The organism is Roseovarius sp. B08 (assembly GCF_051417955.1).
Classification (GTDB): domain Bacteria; phylum Pseudomonadota; class Alphaproteobacteria; order Rhodobacterales; family Rhodobacteraceae; genus Roseovarius.
Genome location: NZ_JBPRLW010000001.1, coordinates 3,980,378 through 3,996,796, shown reverse-complemented (window position 1 = coordinate 3,996,796; position 16,419 = coordinate 3,980,378). Strand labels below are relative to the sequence as shown.

The following is a 16,419-nucleotide window of genomic DNA, read 5'->3' as shown; positions in this document are numbered from 1 at the left end:
TTCGGGGGCGGAATCGCCGAGGCGTTTGGGGCCTGATTCACCCTGTCCGTGGCAGAACGAGGATCGCGCGGAAATCATTGACGTTGGTGAGCGTCGGGCCGGTCACGACCTGATCGCCGATGCGCCCGAAGAAGCCGTGCGCGTCGTTGATGGCCAGCGCGTCGGCGGCGTCGGGGGCTTTCGTGAGAGTGTCGGGCGAGATGACCGCGCCGGCCACTTCCGCCGCGCCGTCGACGCCGTCGGTATCGCAGGCCAGGGCGTGAATGCCGGGCGCGCCGTCGAGGGCGATGGCGAGGGCGAGGCAGTATTCGGCGTTGGGGCCGCCGATGCCGTTGCCGCGACGGGTGACGGTGAGTTCGCCGCCCGACAGGAGGAGGACGGGTTTGTTGCCCTGGGCCTTGCGCGCGAGGGTCGCGTGCTTGGCGGCGACGTCGCGGGCCTCGCCTTCGAGGGCGTCGCCGAGGATCTGCACCTCGATGCCTTCCGCTTCGGCGATTTCGGCGGCGGCGGCCAGCGATTGCGAGGGGGCGGCGTAGATTACGTTTTCCACCGTCGAGAGGCGCGGGTCGTCGGGAGGCAGGGGATTGCCGCCGGCATTGAGGTAGTCGGTGATCGAGGGCGAGGGCGTCACGTTCCAGCGGTTGAGTGTTTCCAGGGCACGGGCCTGAGTGCCGGTGTCGCCCACGGTGGGGCCGCTGGCGATGTCGCCGGGGTTGTCGCCGGGCACATCGGAGATCAGGAGCGCGAGCATTCTGGCCGGGTGGGCGGCGGCGGCGAGTTTGCCGCCCTTGACCGCCGAGATCTGTTTGCGGATGCCGTTTATGGCGCCGATGGGCGCGCCTGAGGCCAGAAGCGCGTCGGTGAGCGCCTGTTTCTCGTTGAGGGTGATGCCGGTCGCCGGGGCGCAGAGCAGCGCGGAGCCGCCGCCGGAGATGAGCGCCAGCACGGTGTCGCCTTCGCCGCAGGTGTCCAGCAGGGCCAGCATCCGACGGGTGGCGTCGACGCCGGCCTGATCCGGGACGGGATGCGCGGCCTCGACGATCTCGATGCCGTCGCAGGGGCGGGCGTAGCCGTAGCGGGTGATCACCAGACCCTCGCAGGGGCCATAGGCGGCCTCGACCGCTTCGGCCATGCGGGCGCTGGCCTTGCCGGCGCCGATCACCACGAGGCGCCCCTCGGGGCGGGGCGGTAGGTGGGCTGCGAGGCTTTGCATCGGGTCGGCCACTTCCACGGCACGGTCGAAAAGGCGGCGCAGGAAGCTGTCGGGGTTTTGCATGGCGGGCTCCGGGTCTTTGGGTCGGCGCAGGTTAGCGTTGCGGGCGGCACATGCAAGCGCGGCCTGCCCAGCTTGACAAAGCCGGGGGCAGAGGCGACAGACGCGGCCATGTGGATGACCTTTCTTCAGGTGGGCCTTGGCGGCGCCATGGGCTCGATGCTGCGCTTCGGCGTGGGGCTGGCCGCGGCGCGACATGTCAGCGGCGGTCTGCCGCTGGGCGTGCTGCCGGTGAATATCGTGGGGTCTTTCCTGATGGGGATGGTGGTGGTTTACACGTTCCAGAAGGACCTGACGCATCTGAACCCGTTTCTGATGGCGGGGGTGCTGGGCGGGTTCACGACCTTTTCGGCCTTCTCGTTGGAGGCGTTCACCCTATATGAGCGGGGCGCGGTGGGGACGGCGGCGCTTTACGTGATCCTGTCGGTGGGTCTGTCGATCATCGGGCTGGCGCTGGGGATATGGCTGGCGCGGGGGATCTGGGCATGAGCGGTGTGCAGACATTGACGGTCGAGCCCGGCGAGGGCGACCAGCGGTTGGACCGCTGGCTGCGGCGGCGGTTTCCGCACGTGGCGCAGGGCCGGATCGAGAAGATGTGCCGCAAGGGTGAGCTGCGCGTCGATGGGGGGCGGGTGAAGGCAAACACGCGGCTGGAAGAGGGCCAGCAGGTGCGTGTGCCGCCGCTGCCGGAGCCGGGCGAGGTGGAAAGCGCGCCCGTCGAGAAACAGAAGACGAAGATTTCGGACGCCGACGCGAAGATGATCCGGGACGCGGTGATCTATCGCGACGATCACATCATCGCGCTGAACAAGCCGCCGGGCCTGCCGGTACAGGGGGGCAGCAAGCTGACCCGGCACGTGGACGGGCTGGCCGATGCGCTGCGGTTCGGGTTCGAGGACTCGCCGCGGCTGGTGCACCGGCTGGACAAGGATACGTCGGGTGTTCTGATCCTGGCCCGCACGCGCGCGATGGCGGCGGCGATGACGCAGGCGATAAGGCACCGCGAGACGCGCAAGATCTACTGGGCCGTGGTAGCCGGTGTGCCGACGCCCTACCTGGGCGAGATCAAGTACGGGCTGGTCAAGGCCGGGGGGCATGGCGCACGCGGCGAGGGCGAGAAGATGGTCTGCATCCATCCCGGCGAGGTGGACCGCACCAAGGGTGCCAAGCGGGCGATCACGCAGTATGCCACGCTTTACCGGGTGGCGAGCCGTGCGTCCTGGGTGGCGATGGAGCCGATCACGGGCCGGACACACCAGTTGCGCGCGCATATGGCCGAGATCGGACATCCCATCGTGGGCGACGGCAAGTATGGTGGGTCGAGCCAGGAGAACCTTGGCGATGGCTGGGGGGCCAAGCTGGGCGGGATCATCTCGAACAAGCTGCACCTGCACGCGCGCACCATGGCGTTCGAGCATCCGGTGACGAAAAAGCCCGTGGTGATCGACGCCGAGTTGCCCGAGCACATGGCCAACACGTTCGAGACGCTGGGCTGGACGCCGGACCTGGCCGCCGAAGACCCGTTCGAGGCGCTGCGATGAGCGCGCTGCGGCTGGTGATCTTCGACGTGGACGGCACGCTGGTGGACAGCCAGGCGGATATCGTCGCGGCGATGACCCATGCCTTTGCGAGAGCCGGGCGCGAAGCGCCGTCGCGCGATACGATCCTATCGATCGTCGGGCTGTCGCTGGACCGGGCGATCGCCTTTCTGGCGCCGGACCTGCCGCCGGAAATACAGAGCCGCATGGTGGAATGGTACAAGGACGCCTATGTCGCCCTGCGGGCCGAGATCGGGGCGGCGCAATCCTCGCCGCTTTATCCCGGGGCGCGGGAGGTGCTGGAGGCGCTGCACGCGCAGCCCGAGACGCTGCTGGGCGTGGCGACGGGCAAGTCGCGGCGAGGGCTGGACAAGCTGCTGGAGGGGCACGGGCTGGAGCGCATGTTCATCACCCAGCAGGTCAGTGATCACCACCCGTCGAAACCGCATCCGTCGATGATTCGCGCGGCGCTGGCCGAGACCGGGCTGGAGCCGCACCAGGCGGTGATGATCGGCGACACGAGTTTCGACATGGAGATGGCCGCGGCTGCGGGCGTTACGGGCATCGGCGTCGGCTGGGGCTATCACCCGCGCGAGGCGTTGGGCGCGGCGCGGTACGTGATCGAGAGCTTCGACGCGCTGCCGCCCCTTCTGCAACAGATATGGGAGACCGCGGCATGAGCGAGTGGAAGGCCAAGCGGTTCTGGAAAGAGGCCGCCGTTGTCGAGGACGCGGGCGGGTTTGGCATCCGCTTGGACGGCCGGCCTGTCAAGACCCCTGCCAAGGCCGCGCTGGTGGTGCCGTCGCGCCCGCTGGCCGAAGCGATTGCCCAGGAGTGGGACGCGCAGGACGAGCTGATCCGGCCAGACACGATGCCCAACACGCGCTCGGCCAATGCGGCCATCGACAAGGTGCAGCACCAGCACGCCGAAGTAGCCGAGATGCTGGCCGGTTATGGCGACACCGACCTGTTGTGTTATCGCGCGGACAGCCCCGACAGCCTTGTCGCGCGTCAGGCGGAGGCCTGGGATCCGCTGCTGGCCTGGGCGGAGGCGCGATACGGGGCGCGGTTGGTGCCGGTGGCCGGCGTGATGCACCGCCCGCAGGACCCGGATGCATTGGCGCTTTTTTCAGCAGTCGTGCACGGGATGGACAATTTCGCCCTGACGGCCTTTCACGATCTCGTGGGTCTGTCCGGCTCTCTCGTGATCGGGCTTGCCGCAATGGAAGGCGCCTGCCCCGCCGGGGATTTGTGGGAGGTTTCGCGTCTGGACGAGCGCTGGCAGGAAGAACAATGGGGCATTGACGAGCAGGCCCGCGCGACCGAGGCGATCAAACAGGCCGAGTTCCTGCACGCCAAGCGCTTTCACGATCTGGCTCAGGGGGCCGGGACAGAGGCTTAAACAGCGGTTTCCCAAACGGAAACATTGCCCCGAGGCGATCGTTTTTCGTGACACGGGTCTTGACCTTCAGGAATGAATCCACACACACTTATGCACACTGACGTGGGGGAACCCCTTTCACAGTATCGCTCCGGTCCTTTGGGACCGACCAAACCGCCCTGCAACGGGCGGATACATCAGGAAGAGGTAAACATGAAAAAATCCGTATTTCTAGGCGCGCTGACGGTGGCCGGCCTTACGGCTGGCGCAGCTGCGGCCGCGACGCTTGACGATGTCAAGGCACGCGGCACGCTGAACTGTGGCGTGACCACGGGTCTGGTCGGCTTTGCCGCGCCGGATAACAACGGGAACTGGGATGGCTTCGATGTCGGCGTCTGCCGTGCCGTTGCCGCCGCCGTGCTGGGGGATCCGCAAGCTGTCGAATTCGTGCCCACCACCGGCAAGACGCGCTTTACCGCGCTGGCCTCGGGCGAGATCGACATGCTGGCCCGGAACACGACCTGGACCTTCTCGCGCGATGTCGACCTGAAGTTCGAGTTCGTCGGCGTGAACTACTACGACGGCCAGGGCTTCATGGTTCCGAAAGAGCTGGGCGTGTCCTCGGCCAAGGATCTGGACGGCGCGACCGTCTGCATCCAGACCGGCACCACGACCGAGCTGAACCTGGCGGACTACTTCCGCAAGAACAGCATGAACTACGAGCCCGTGCCGATCGAAACCAATGCCGAAGCGCAGCAGCAGTACCTGGCCGGTGCATGTGACGTCTACACCACCGACGCCTCGGGCCTGGCCGCAACGCGCGCCGCGTTCGAAGATCCGTCGGCGCATGTCCTGCTGCCCGAGATCGTCTCGAAAGAGCCGCTGGGCCCGCTGGTCCGTCACGGCGACAACGAGTGGGGCGACGTGGTTCGCTGGACCCTGAACGCGCTGATCGCGGCCGAAGAGCTGGGTGTCACGAGCGCCAACATCGGCGACATGGCCGGAACCGCCGGCGACAGCCCGGAGATCAACCGCCTGCTCGGCACCGAGGGTAACCTTGGCGAGATGCTGGGCCTCGAGGCCGACTGGGCCGTGAAGGCCATCTCGGCCGGCGGCAACTACGGCGAGCTCTTCGAGAAGAACATCGGTGAGACCACGCCGATCGGCCTGGCGCGCGGTCTGAACGCGCAATGGACCGATGGTGGCCTGCTCTACTCGCCGCCGTTCCGGTAAGATACCAAGTCGAAGGGCGCGGATCACTCCGCGCCCTTCGCGCATCTAACCAAGGACAGGCCCACCCGCGCAAAAGCGCAAACAAAAATCCGGGCCGCCAACGGGGACACTCCAGATGACAATTATGACCGACCCTCAACAGGAGTCGTTTCGACCGTCTATGCTGTTGAACGATACGCGGTATCGTTCCTATACATTCCAGTTCATCGCCCTGATCGTGCTGATCGCGATCATCGCCTACCTGGGCTATAACCTGGTTCTGAACCTTCGGGCAGCAGGTCTGAACATCTCCTACGAGTTCCTGGGCGAGCCGGCCGGGTACGACATCAACCAGACGCTGGTGGACTATACCAGCCGAAGTTCGCACCTGACCGCCGCCATCGTGGGGATCCTAAACACGCTTCTGGTGGCGTTTCTCGCCTGTCTGACTGCGACGATCTTCGGCGTGATCGCTGGCGTGCTGCGCCTGTCGAACAACTGGCTGGTGCGCAAGCTGATGGCCGGCTACGTCGAGGCGTTCCGCAACGTGCCGGTGCTGATCTGGATCATCATTATCTTCACGATCATGACGGCCGTGCTGCCGGCGCCAAGGGCGTTTCGCGGAGATGACCCCGACGCGTCGATGATCCTTGGATCGGTCGCCTTTACCAACCGGGGGTTTATGTGCCGATGCCGGTCTGGGGGCCGGGGTCGATGGTTGTCGTGGTGACTTTCATCCTGTCGGTCATCGGCGTCTTCGCCTATCGGCGCTATGCCAAGAAGCTGCTTTACGCCACTGGCAAGCTGCTGCCGATGGGGTGGCCGTCACTGGCGATCCTGTTCGTGCCGTCGATCCTGGTGTTCTTCATCATGGGACAGCCGATCTCGCTCGACTATCCCGAACTGGGCGGCTTCAACTTCAGCGGCGGGCTGCAGATCGGGGCGCCGCTGATCGCGCTGTGGTTCGCGCTGTCGATCTATACCGGCGCTTTCATCGCAGAGAACGTGCGGGCCGGTATCCTGGCCGTCAGCAAGGGCCAGACGGAGGCCGCGGCAAGCCTGGGCCTGCGTCCGCGCCGGATCATGAACCTGGTGGTCCTGCCGCAGGCGCTGCGGGTGATTATCCCGCCGCTGATTTCGCAGTACCTCAACATCACCAAGAACTCTTCGCTGGCGATTGCGGTGGGCTATGCCGACATCACCGCGACGCTGGGGGGTATCACGCTGAACCAGACGGGCCGCGCCATCGAATGCGTGCTGCTCTTGATGCTGTTCTACCTGCTGATCAGCCTCGGGATCTCGGCGGTGATGAACCTCTACAACAACGCCGTCCGGCTGAAGGAGCGCTGAGATGTCTGACACACATGCAGAATCCGTCGCTTATGTTCGTGAAACAATGCTGCCGGAAACGCCACCTCCGGCGGCTGAAACCGGCATCACCAAGTGGATGAAACAGAACCTCTTCGCGACTGTCCCCAACGCGGTTCTGACCGTGGCGGCGATCGTGGTGATCTACTTCCTGCTTGCCGCAACGCTGCCCTGGATCCTGAACGGGATCTGGAATGCAGCCTCGATCCGCGAATGCCGCGAGATACTGGACGGCGCGACGGGGGGCTGCTTTGCCGTGCTGAGCGACCGCTGGAACCAGCTTTTGTTCGGGTTCAAGTATCCCAGCACGGAATACTGGCGCCCGGCGCTGGCCTTCCTGCTGTTGTTCGTGGCGGCGGCGCCGGTGATGTTCTTCAAGTACCTGCCACGGAAGATGTTGCTCTTTACGGCCGTTTACCCCTTCCTGGCGTTCTGGCTGATCTGGGGCGGCTCCATCGTGCCGCCGCTGGTTCTGCTGCTTGGGTTCGTCGCGGCCTATGTCGCCTTCAAGACGCTGGAGAAGAGAGGCTTCGGCGTCGCGGTGCTGGGAGGCCTCGGGGTGCTCATCGTCGCGATCATCCTGGCCGGCAGCATCGGCAAGATCGAGGTGCTGAGACTGGAACAGGTGCAGTCGCGCGATATGGGGGGCTTCATGCTCAACATGATCCTGGGCACGGTCTGTATCTCGCTGTCGATCCCGATCGGCATCGCGCTGGCGCTGGGGCGGCAATCGGACATGCCGATCATCAAGTGGATCTGCGTCGTGTTCATCGAGTTCATCCGGGGCGTGCCACTGATCACGCTTCTGTTCGTGGCGAACGTGGTGCTGGCCTATTTCCTGCCGCCGGGCACGACATTCGACCTGATCATCCGGGTGATCATCATGATCACGGCCTTCGCCTCGGCCTATATCGCCGAGGTGATCCGGGGGGGGGCTCGCCGCCCTGCCGCGCGGTCAGTACGAGGCCGGCGACAGTCTGGGGCTGGACTATGCCCAGGCGATGCGGCTGATCATCCTGCCGCAGGCGCTGAAGATCTCGATCCCGGGCATCGTGAACGTGGCGGTGGGCCTGTTCAAGGACACCACGCTGGTCTCGGTGATCTCGATGTTCGACCTTGTCGGCATGATCCGGGGTCCGATCCTGGCCTCGACCGACTGGAACGGGGTCTACTGGGAGCTGTTCGGGTTTGCCGCGCTCCTGTTCTTCGTCGTCTGTTATGGCGTGTCTCAATATTCGCAGTGGCTTGAGCGCGAGCTCAACACTGATCACAGGTAAGGGGAGGGTTCTCCATGGCGGAAACCGCTCAAATGCAGGTCTCGGACGAAATCGCGATCCGGATCGAGAACATGAACAAGTGGTACGGCACGTTCCACGTCCTGCGCGACATCGACCTGTCGGTGCACCGGGGCGAGCGCATCGTCATCGCGGGCCCGTCGGGGTCGGGCAAGTCGACGCTGATCCGGTGCATCAACGCGCTGGAAGAGCACCAGAAAGGCCGGATCGAGGTGGACGGGACGGTGCTGTCGTCGGACATCAAGAACATCGACAAGATCCGGTCCGAAGTCGGGATGGTGTTCCAGCACTTCAACCTGTTCCCGCACCTGACGATCCTTGAGAACTGCACGCTGGCGCCGATCTGGGTGCGCAAGATCCCCAAGCGGCAGGCCGAGGAAACGGCGATGCATTTCCTTGAAAAGGTGAAGATCCCGGAACAGGCCGACAAGTATCCCGGGCAACTGTCGGGCGGTCAGCAGCAGCGGGTCGCCATCGCGCGGTCGCTGTGCATGAAGCCTCGGATCATGCTGTTCGACGAGCCCACCTCGGCGCTGGACCCCGAGATGATCAAGGAAGTGCTCGACACCATGGTCAGCCTTGCCGAGGAAGGCATGACGATGCTCTGCGTGACCCACGAGATGGGCTTTGCCCGGCAGGTGGCGAACCGGGTGATCTTCATGGATCAGGGCCAGATCGTGGAGCAGAACGAACCCGAGGAGTTCTTCAACAACCCGAAAAGCGACCGGACGAAGCTGTTCCTCAGCCAGATCCTGGGCCACTGATCGGGGGTCTTCGAGGCCTTACACCCAAACGCGCCGCCGGGCCTGCATAACCTGCACCCGGCGGCGTATTTCGTTCTGCACGGGGCCGTGGCGGGGCGTGTCGCGGAGCGTTTCGACGAGGTGATCCGGCCGGTCGCCGCGCTGGCGCGTCCAACTGAGCGCCGCGAGGACAGACCGGGCGCGCTCGGGCAGGCGGTCGGGTATCTCGAAACCATTGAGCGTGGCCCAGACGCCGGACCAGAGCCGGCCCACGGTCCACGGGTTGTAGCCGCCCCCGCCGAGGACCAGCAGGCGCGACGCCATCTGCTTCAGCACCGTGACGACCTGCCAATGCGCGTTGTTGGACAGGGCCAGCCGGGCAAGAGGATCTTCCAGCACGGCGTCGGCCCCGCATTGCAGGACGATCACTTGCGGGTGCCAATCCTGCACGGCGGGCAGGAGGACTTCGTCGCACAGTAGCGCGAAATCGTCGTCATGGGTGCCGCGCGGCAGGGGCAGGTTGATGGCGTGACTGCCGGCGCGGTCGTCGAGCGCGCCGGTGAAGGGCCAGCGGGCCTCTTCGTGGGTTGAGATCATCAGCACACGCGGATCGCCGTGAAAAGCGGCGGCAACGCCGTCGCAGTGATGCGCGTCGATATCGACATAGGCGATGCGCGTGAGGCCCTGCTCGAGGAAGGCCTTGATGGCCAGCACCGGGTCGTTGAGGTAGCAAAAGCCTGCCGCGTGGTCGGCCATGCCATGATGCGTGCCGCCGCCCGGGTTGTAGACGATGCCGCCCTGCGCCAGCAGATCCGCCGCCAGCAGCGAGCCGCCCGCCGCGGTGGCCGGGCGGCGATAGATCTCGGGGAAGATCGGGTTGGAGAGCGTGCCGATCCTGTGGCGCTGACGAGTCGCTTCGTCGACCATGCCGGCCGCTTCGGCCTTTTGCAGGGCGGTGATGTAGGCGGGTGTGTGAAAGCGCGTCAGCGCGGTGGGTTTGGCGCGCGGGCTGACACGGAACCGGTCGCGGGGCAGCCAGCCCATCGCGCGGCACAGATCCATCACCGTGGGCACGCGCGGGATGCTCAGCGGATGGTGCGCGCCGTAACTGGAGCCGCGGTAGATCTCGGACCCGATGAAAAGGGGATGAGGCCCCGCCCCGGTCACTCGATCAGGTCGCGCGGGACGATGAACGCCTCGAACCTGCCCGTGCCGGGGTGCAGCGCCTGCCAGTCGTCGATGTCGAACCGCGCAACGAGGGTTGCGCCGGTGGGGTAATCCTCGAAGCGGGGATGGTCGGGCTGTGCCAGCATCAGATCGCGGGCGAACGAGGCGATGCCGGGGTTGTGGCCCAGCATCAGAACGGTCTGGCCGGTGGCGCGGGACCTGAGCACCTTGAGCATGTCGCCGGAGCCGGCGTGGTAGAGCGGGTCCAGCACCTGGCGGTCGCAGTCGATCTTGAGCCTTTGCATGGTCTCGACCGTGCGGACGGAGGACGAGACCAGCGCCTCGTCCACCACGATGGTCTGAGCCCGCAACCAGTCGCCCAGGGCTTTGGCCGAGCGTTTGCCGCGCTTGTTCAGCGGGCGGTCGTGGTCGTCAAGGCCGGGGTCGCCCCAGCTGGACTTGGCGTGACGCATCAGGACGAGACGTCTCATTTGAAGGCCCTCATATGGAAGGCGGACTGGTTTTCCAGCCGCCCGTAGGACTGGCTGACCGGGCAGGCCCGGCGCACCGCACATCCTTTTGACATACAATCATTTTCCGGTCTGTCCAAGTCTGCCTTGCAGGCGGCGATGTCGTAAGTGCCGCTGGCGAAGGCATCGACGGGGCAGGCGGTCAGGCAGGGCCGGGTGGCACAGCTGTCGCACGGGTTGGGCGGCGGGACGGGAATGTTCAGCCTGTCGGCAAAGCCGAGCGCTCCGCGATAGGAAATCATCAGCCCGGCGGTGTCATGCACCAGCAGTCCGACAGGCGAGCCATGCGCCCGCCCGCTGGCCTTGGCCCAGGAGATGAAAGGCTGATAGGGCGGGCCGCCGAACGGAAAGAACGCGGTCGCGTCGAGGTTTTGCGCAAGGCCGCCGATCACGCGCGACGACCAGCGATCCATCGGGTCGGGCGCCGCGTCGGCATATTCCGGCGAAGCGGTGAAGGCGGGCCAGAAGCCGGGCTCGCGCGGGCCGAGCAGGACGAGCGTGCCGATCCCCTTGGGCGTTTCTGCCCCGGTCACCGTGCCGAAGACGGCAAGGTGGTGCGGGGCGGCGGCCCGTTCGATGGTGTCGAGCGTGATCATTTGCGGATAAACGGCAGGCCCAGCGACCAGCCGAGCCGCGAGGGGCGGTCATCCTGCCACTCGAGGCCGATCGTCATACCGTCATGCCCCTTGGCCGGTTGGGCAAGATAGGTGCCGAAGATACGATCCCAGATCGACAGGGCGAAGCCGTAATTGCTGTCATGTTCGCTGCGCTGGTCGGAATGGTGGACCCGGTGCATGTCGGGTGTCACCAGCACTTTGCGCAAGGCGGCATCCAGGCCCAGCGGCAGCTTGATGTTGGCGTGGTTGAACATGGCGGTGCCGTTCAGGATGATCTCGAAAAGGATGATGCCGAGGGCGGGCGGGCCGAGCAGGTAGACAAGCCCGATCTTGAGCAGCATCGAGAGCGCGATTTCCACCGGGTGAAACCGGATCGCGGTGGTCACGTCGATGTCGCGGTCGGCGTGGTGGACCCGGTGGATGCGCCACAGCAGCGGCACCTTGTGGGTCACCAGGTGCTGTGCCCAGATGGCGAGGTCGAAGATCAGCACGGTCAGCACCACGGCGATCCATCCGGGGATGTCGACGGCGTTCATCAGGCCCCAGCCGTTGGCCTCGGCATCGACGGCGGCGCCCACCGCCAGCAGGGGCAGGGCGAGTGCGAGGGCGCGCAGGGTCAGCGTGTCGAGCAGAACGATGCCCCAGTTGGTGATCCAGCGCCGGTTGCGCGGCTCTGTGCGCACACGCCGCGGGGCCCTGGCCTCGATCAGGGCCAGGACCGCGAAAAGCCCGATGAAGACGGACAGGCGGATCAGCAACTCGTTTTCCATGCGGTCTATTTATTGCATCCGCATGTGTCGGCAAAGGGACGAAGGGTCACAAGGGAGTGACGCGGTTTCGTCCCTTCAACCCGCCCGGATCAGAGAGCCGGAGCCGTGTTCGGTGTAAAGTTCCAGCAGCACGGCGTTGTCCAGGCGCCCGTCGAGGATGACCACGCCCCGCACCCCGTAGGAGAGCGCATCGAGCGCGGTTTCCGTCTTGGGGATCATGCCGCCCGAGATGATCCCCTGGTCGGTCAGCGACTTGATCTGCGAGGCGGTGAGTTCGGTGAGGATGTTGCCGTCGCCGTCGCGCACGCCGTCCACATCCGTCAGCAGCAGCAGGCGGTCGGCCCGAAGTGCCGCGGCAATGGCCCCGGCGGCGGTGTCGCCGTTGATGTTGAACGTCTCGCCGTTATGGCCCGCGCCGAGCGGGGCGATGACGGGAATGGCATCGTCGTGAAAGAGCGTGTGCAGGATCGAGGGATCGACCTTGTCGGGGTGCCGACGAAGCCGAGCTTGGGGTCGGTGGGCACGCAGGTAATAAGGCCCGCATCCTTGCCCGACAGGCCCACGGCCTTGCCGCCCTGGGCATTGATCGCCTGTACGATGCTCTTGTTGACGCGGCCCGAGAGGACCATCTCGACCACTTCCATCGTGGCCTCGTCGGTGACCCGCTTGCCGTTCACGAAATCGGACTTGATGTTCAGTTTTTCCAGCATCTGGTTGATCATCGGGCCGCCGCCATGAACGATCACGGGGTTCACGCCGACCTGCCGCATCAGCACGACGTCGCGGGCGAAGGTGGCCATCGCCTCGTCGCTGCCCATGGCGTGACCGCCAAGCTTGATCACGACGATGGCGTCGTCGTAGCGCTGAAGATAGGGGAGCGCCTCGCTGAGGGTGCGAGCGGTGGTGATGTTGTCGCGGGTCATGTCTCGGGTCTTCATGGCCGTGGTCCTTGTTCAGGGGCGTTATCACCGCACGAGCGCTGACGCGCAAGACATTAGGTGACCCCACCCTCACCCTCCCCTCGGGGGAGGGAAGCCGTGTGGCGGGCCTACCCCGCTGAAGGAGCGGGGCGCCTGTGGTCGCGTTCGTGCATGAGTATTTGCGGCAAGAAAAAGCCGGGGGCGATCCCGGACTATTCCAGCGTGGCGATGATGGCGCGCAGGGTGGCGATGCCGTCGCCCTTTTCCGAGGACGTCAGGACGATCTCGGGGAAGGCGGCGGCATGGGTCGCGAGGCGGGTGCGGACCTGCGCCAGCATCCTGTCGCGCTCGGCGGCCTTGACCTTGTCGGCCTTGGTAAGCACGCATTGGAACGTCACGGCGGAGCTGTCGAGCAGGGCCATGATCTCTTCGTCCACGGGTTTGATGCCGTGGCGGGCGTCGATCAGCACGAAGGCGCGGCGCAGGGTGGCGCGGCCCGAGAGGTACTGTTTCAGCAGGGCCTGCCATTTTTCGACCTTCGCGAGCGGCGCGTTGGCGTAGCCATAGCCGGGCAGGTCGACGAGATAGGTCTGCCCGCCGAGGTCGAAATAGTTGATTTCCTGTGTGCGGCCGGGGGTGTTGGAGGCGCGGGCCAGCGCCTTGCGACCCGTCAGCGCGTTGATCAGGCTGGATTTTCCGACGTTGGAGCGCCCGGCGAAGCACACCTCGGGGCGGTCGGCGGGGGGCAGGCCGGACATGGCCACCACGCCCTTGACGAAAGTGACCTCGCCGGCAAAGAGCTTGCGACCGGATTCGGCGGTCGTGTCGCTGGCCAGCTCGGCTAGGGGAAAGGGGAGCGCCATCAGAGAAGCTCGACCCTGTCGCCGACGCGGAGCGTGCCGGTTCGGGTGACGGTGGCGTAGATGCCGAAATTCTGATGGCCGAAACGGGTGTTCAGCGTGCCGAGCGTGTCGGCGTCGCGTTCGCCCGTTTGAGGGTTGGCAGTGGTGGCAAGGCAGCGCTTGATCGGTTCCCGCACGATCAGTTCGGCGTCGCCGATGCGCAGGGTCTGGCCGACCCAATCGAACTCGGCCCATGCGTCCAGCCCCGCCAGATGGATGTTGCCGCGCCAACGCAGGGGCGAGATGTCCTGCTGCATCGCGTCGGTCATGGCGTCGTTGGAGGCGAGGTTGATCAGGCTGATCGAGGGGTAGTCGGAGTCGGTCATGCCGCGCCCGGGCACATGTACGAGCCGGGCCGATTGGGCGCGGTCGGGGGGCATGAGCGGGCGCACCCAATCGAGAAAGGTATCCTGGTCCCGTTCGGGATCGAAGGTCAGGGCGGGCCGGTCGGGATGGGTAAGCGTGACGCTGCCAGACTGCTCGTCCACGCTCGCCGAGATGGCCATGAGCGTGCCGGTCTTCGCCCCGCGCGAGAAGTTCGCGCACGGCACCCACTCGGTCCCGTCGGCCCTGGACATTTCGTGCGCCACGGCCCAGCGGCGGTCCCATGGCATGGTCTGGCCTTCGGTCAGGGTGACGGTGTCCAGCGCTTCGCGGCCGTGCCCCTTGATCGGGTGACGCCAGAGCGCGGCAACCTGCGCGGTCATTTTTTACCGTCCCCGGATTTCTTCTCGGGCGCGGCCTTCTTCTTGAAACCGGCCTTGATGTTGCCGAAGACGTCCGGCTTGTAGCCCTGGCTGCGCATGATCAGATATTGCTGCGAGAAGGTGATGACGTTGTTGGCGATCCAGTAGATCACAAGACCCGACGCGAAGCTGCCCAGCATGAACATGAAGACCCAAGGCATCCAGGCGAAGATCATCTGTTGCGTGGGGTCGGTGGGGGCCGGGTTCAGTTTCTGCTGCAGCCACATGGACACGCCGAGGCAAAGCGGCAGGATGCCGATGAAGATCAGCGCCAGGATCGAGCCCGGTTCGGGCGCGGCCCAGGGCAGCAGGCCATACAGGTTGTAGAGTGACGACGGATCGGGTGCGGACAGGTCGTCGATCCAGCCGATCCAGGGCGCGTGACGCAGTTCGAGCGTGACGAAGATCACCTTGTAGAGCGAGAAGAAGATCGGGATCTGCAGCAGGATGGGCAGGCAGCCCGACGCCGGATTGACCTTTTCCTTCTTGTAGAGCTCCATCATCTCTTTCTGGAGCTTCTGGCGGTCGTCGCCCGACTTCTCCTTGATCTTCTCCATCTGCGGCTGAAGTTCCTTCATCTTGGCCATGGAGACGTAGGACTTGTAGGCCAGCGGCAGCAGAACCGCCTTGATGATGAGGGTCAGCGCGATGATCGCCCAGCCCATGTTGCCGATCAGCTGATTGAGGTTGTGCAGAAGCCAGAAGATCGGCTTCGTCAGGAAGAAGAACCAGCCCCAGTCGATCGAGTCGATGAACTTGGTCACGCCTTCCTCGTTCTGGTAGTGGCGGATGGTTTCCCATTCCTTGGCACCGGCGAAGAGGCGGGTCTGGATGGTGACTTCCTGGCCGGGCGCGACGGTTTCCGTGCGCTGCTTGATGTTGGTCTGGTAGATGTTGCGGCTGGTGTCCTGGAAGGTCGAGAAGGTCGAGCCCTCGGCCTGGCCGGGGATGAGCGCGGTCATCCAGTAGTGATCGGTGAAACCGGACCAGCCGGCCTCTTGCAGGGCGATGTTTTCATGTGCGCCGGCGGACTCGAAATCGTCGTAGTCGATCTCGCGCAGCTCGCCGTCGGTCAGGCTGATGCCGCCTTCGTGCAGGATGAAGAAGTTCTTGAGGTCCGGCGGCAGACCGTGGCGCGCGAGGATGCCGTAGGGCGCGACGGAGGCGGCGCTGTCGCCGGTGTTCTCGACCGATTGGGTGACGGTGAACATCGAGCGGGCGTCGACCGACATCTCGCGGCGGAAGGTCAGGCCCGCGCCGTTGTCCCAGGACAGGACCAGCGGGTTATCGGGGGTGAACGGACCATCGGACTCCACCTGCCAGACGGTGTTCGCGCCGGGAACCTGCTCCGGCGTCAGGCCGCTGCCCGGGGCCCAGCCGAAGAGCGCGTAATAGGCGCGGTCGGTGCCCACGGGCGACAGGAGCGTGACGATCGGTGCGTCGGGTTCGAGCGTTTCGCGGTAGTTCTTGAGTTGCAGGTCGTCGATGCGGCCGCCGCGCAGAGAAACCGAGCCTTGCAGGGTGGGCGTGTCGATCTCGACGCGGGGGGTGTCGTCGGCCTCTGCTTCGGCCTGCTGCGCCTGGGGGGCTGTCGCGGTGTCACCGGCCGTGCTGGGCACGATGGCGGTGTCGCCCGCCGGTTCGGACGGGGTGGTGCCGGTCTCTGACTGGGTCGTGCCGGTGGTGGTCGCCTCCGGCGTCTCTTCCGGCTCGGGCGGCGGGAACAGCAGGAACCAGATAAGGATCACCAACAGGCTGAGGCCCGTCGCCAGCAGGAGATTGCGGTTCTGTTCGTCCATCGCGGATGGCCACCCGTGCAAGTTTCAATCGCTTGGGGGTTCAACAGAGTGCAGCGCCAAAGGTCAAGGGGGCAGCGCAGATTCGTGGGCTGTAGGAAAGCGGTTTCGCACGTTGCATAGAACCCCGCCGAAAGGTCTGCGGCAAAGAGCCTCGGCAA

14 protein-coding genes and 3 pseudogenes are annotated in these 16,419 nt (G+C 65.5%); 8 read left to right on the top strand and 9 right to left on the bottom strand.

Going from position 1 to position 16,419, the window contains the following annotated elements:
- Positions 1 to 37: 37 nt before the first annotated feature.
- On the bottom strand, positions 38 to 1,276 hold the full coding sequence (locus ACSQ76_RS20335) for a glycerate kinase type-2 family protein (RefSeq protein WP_437157985.1): 1,239 nt from the start codon (positions 1,274 to 1,276) through the stop codon (positions 38 to 40).
- A 108-nt stretch (positions 1,277 to 1,384) separates the two neighbouring features.
- On the opposite strand from ACSQ76_RS20335, the gene crcB reads away from it, so the two are divergent.
- From crcB to ACSQ76_RS20295, 8 genes and pseudogenes are all read left to right on the top strand, one after another.
- A complete protein-coding gene (gene crcB / locus ACSQ76_RS20330; protein ID WP_437157984.1) occupies positions 1,385 to 1,762 on the top strand; it encodes a fluoride efflux transporter CrcB in 378 nt (125 codons plus the stop codon).
- Entirely contained in the window at positions 1,759 to 2,814 is a 1,056-nt protein-coding gene (locus ACSQ76_RS20325) for an RluA family pseudouridine synthase (RefSeq protein WP_437157983.1), read from the top strand. The genes crcB and ACSQ76_RS20325 overlap by 4 nt, the downstream gene beginning before the upstream one ends.
- Positions 2,811 to 3,491 carry an HAD-IA family hydrolase gene (locus ACSQ76_RS20320; RefSeq protein WP_437157982.1) on the top strand — a complete coding sequence of 227 codons (681 nt, stop codon included), beginning with the start codon at positions 2,811 to 2,813 and terminating at the stop codon, positions 3,489 to 3,491. Before ACSQ76_RS20325 ends, ACSQ76_RS20320 begins: the two co-directional genes overlap by 4 nt.
- Positions 3,488 to 4,213: an ATP12 family chaperone protein gene (locus tag ACSQ76_RS20315; protein ID WP_437157981.1), complete on the top strand. Its 726-nt coding sequence runs from the start codon at positions 3,488 to 3,490 to the stop codon at positions 4,211 to 4,213. Before ACSQ76_RS20320 ends, ACSQ76_RS20315 begins: the two co-directional genes overlap by 4 nt.
- Positions 4,214 to 4,405: 192 nt before the next feature.
- Complete coding sequence (locus tag ACSQ76_RS20310) at positions 4,406 to 5,425, top strand: amino acid ABC transporter substrate-binding protein (RefSeq protein WP_437157980.1); 1,020 nt, start codon at positions 4,406 to 4,408, stop codon at positions 5,423 to 5,425.
- Between the two features lie 115 nt (positions 5,426 to 5,540).
- Positions 5,541 to 6,754, top strand: a pseudogene (locus tag ACSQ76_RS20305) (amino acid ABC transporter permease).
- Between the two features lies 1 nt (position 6,755).
- Positions 6,756 to 8,049, top strand: a pseudogene (locus ACSQ76_RS20300) (amino acid ABC transporter permease).
- 14 nt (positions 8,050 to 8,063) lie between these two features.
- Positions 8,064 to 8,831 carry an amino acid ABC transporter ATP-binding protein gene (locus ACSQ76_RS20295; RefSeq protein ID WP_103763501.1) on the top strand — a complete coding sequence of 256 codons (768 nt, stop codon included), beginning with the start codon at positions 8,064 to 8,066 and terminating at the stop codon, positions 8,829 to 8,831.
- 18 nt (positions 8,832 to 8,849) lie between these two features.
- Here ACSQ76_RS20295 and ACSQ76_RS20290 read toward each other — a convergent pair whose 3' ends face one another.
- The 8 genes and pseudogenes from ACSQ76_RS20290 to yidC form a co-directional block, all read right to left on the bottom strand.
- A complete protein-coding gene (locus tag ACSQ76_RS20290) occupies positions 8,850 to 9,977 on the bottom strand; it encodes an acetoin utilization protein AcuC (RefSeq protein WP_437157979.1) in 1,128 nt (375 codons plus the stop codon).
- Positions 9,974 to 10,468 (bottom strand): SixA phosphatase family protein, encoded by a 495-nt coding sequence (locus ACSQ76_RS20285; protein ID WP_437157978.1) that lies wholly within the window; start codon positions 10,466 to 10,468, stop codon positions 9,974 to 9,976. Before ACSQ76_RS20285 ends, ACSQ76_RS20290 begins: the two co-directional genes overlap by 4 nt.
- Entirely contained in the window at positions 10,465 to 11,103 is a 639-nt protein-coding gene (locus ACSQ76_RS20280; protein WP_306127503.1) for a ferredoxin, read from the bottom strand. Before ACSQ76_RS20280 ends, ACSQ76_RS20285 begins: the two co-directional genes overlap by 4 nt.
- Entirely contained in the window at positions 11,100 to 11,894 is a 795-nt protein-coding gene (locus ACSQ76_RS20275; RefSeq protein ID WP_437157977.1) for a sterol desaturase family protein, read from the bottom strand. Before ACSQ76_RS20275 ends, ACSQ76_RS20280 begins: the two co-directional genes overlap by 4 nt.
- Positions 11,895 to 11,969: 75 nt before the next feature.
- Positions 11,970 to 12,832 (bottom strand): annotated as a pseudogene (gene argB, locus ACSQ76_RS20270) (acetylglutamate kinase).
- Positions 12,833 to 13,026: 194 nt separating this feature from the next.
- Positions 13,027 to 13,677: a ribosome biogenesis GTP-binding protein YihA/YsxC gene (gene yihA, locus ACSQ76_RS20265; protein WP_437157976.1), complete on the bottom strand. Its 651-nt coding sequence runs from the start codon at positions 13,675 to 13,677 to the stop codon at positions 13,027 to 13,029.
- Positions 13,677 to 14,423, bottom strand: coding sequence for an MOSC domain-containing protein (locus ACSQ76_RS20260; RefSeq protein WP_437157975.1), 747 nt, complete (start codon positions 14,421 to 14,423; stop codon positions 13,677 to 13,679). The genes yihA and ACSQ76_RS20260 overlap by 1 nt, the downstream gene beginning before the upstream one ends.
- On the bottom strand, positions 14,420 to 16,261 hold the full coding sequence (gene yidC / locus ACSQ76_RS20255; RefSeq protein ID WP_437157974.1) for a membrane protein insertase YidC: 1,842 nt from the start codon (positions 16,259 to 16,261) through the stop codon (positions 14,420 to 14,422). Before yidC ends, ACSQ76_RS20260 begins: the two co-directional genes overlap by 4 nt.
- Positions 16,262 to 16,419: the final 158 nt, after the last annotated feature.

Coding starts and splice junctions, on each gene's coding strand:
- ACSQ76_RS20335 (WP_437157985.1), bottom strand. CDS start 1,276: ATGCAAAACCCCGACAGCTTCCTGCGCCGCCTTTTCGACCGTGCCGTG.
- crcB (WP_437157984.1), top strand. CDS start 1,385: ATGTGGATGACCTTTCTTCAGGTGGGCCTTGGCGGCGCCATGGGCTCG.
- ACSQ76_RS20325 (WP_437157983.1), top strand. CDS start 1,759: ATGAGCGGTGTGCAGACATTGACGGTCGAGCCCGGCGAGGGCGACCAG.
- ACSQ76_RS20320 (WP_437157982.1), top strand. CDS start 2,811: ATGAGCGCGCTGCGGCTGGTGATCTTCGACGTGGACGGCACGCTGGTG.
- ACSQ76_RS20315 (WP_437157981.1), top strand. CDS start 3,488: ATGAGCGAGTGGAAGGCCAAGCGGTTCTGGAAAGAGGCCGCCGTTGTC.
- ACSQ76_RS20310 (WP_437157980.1), top strand. CDS start 4,406: ATGAAAAAATCCGTATTTCTAGGCGCGCTGACGGTGGCCGGCCTTACG.
- ACSQ76_RS20295 (WP_103763501.1), top strand. CDS start 8,064: ATGGCGGAAACCGCTCAAATGCAGGTCTCGGACGAAATCGCGATCCGG.
- ACSQ76_RS20285 (WP_437157978.1), bottom strand. CDS start 10,468: ATGAGACGTCTCGTCCTGATGCGTCACGCCAAGTCCAGCTGGGGCGAC.
- ACSQ76_RS20280 (WP_306127503.1), bottom strand. CDS start 11,103: ATGATCACGCTCGACACCATCGAACGGGCCGCCGCCCCGCACCACCTT.
- ACSQ76_RS20275 (WP_437157977.1), bottom strand. CDS start 11,894: ATGGAAAACGAGTTGCTGATCCGCCTGTCCGTCTTCATCGGGCTTTTC.
- yihA (WP_437157976.1), bottom strand. CDS start 13,677: ATGGCGCTCCCCTTTCCCCTAGCCGAGCTGGCCAGCGACACGACCGCC.
- ACSQ76_RS20260 (WP_437157975.1), bottom strand. CDS start 14,423: ATGACCGCGCAGGTTGCCGCGCTCTGGCGTCACCCGATCAAGGGGCAC.
- yidC (WP_437157974.1), bottom strand. CDS start 16,261: ATGGACGAACAGAACCGCAATCTCCTGCTGGCGACGGGCCTCAGCCTG.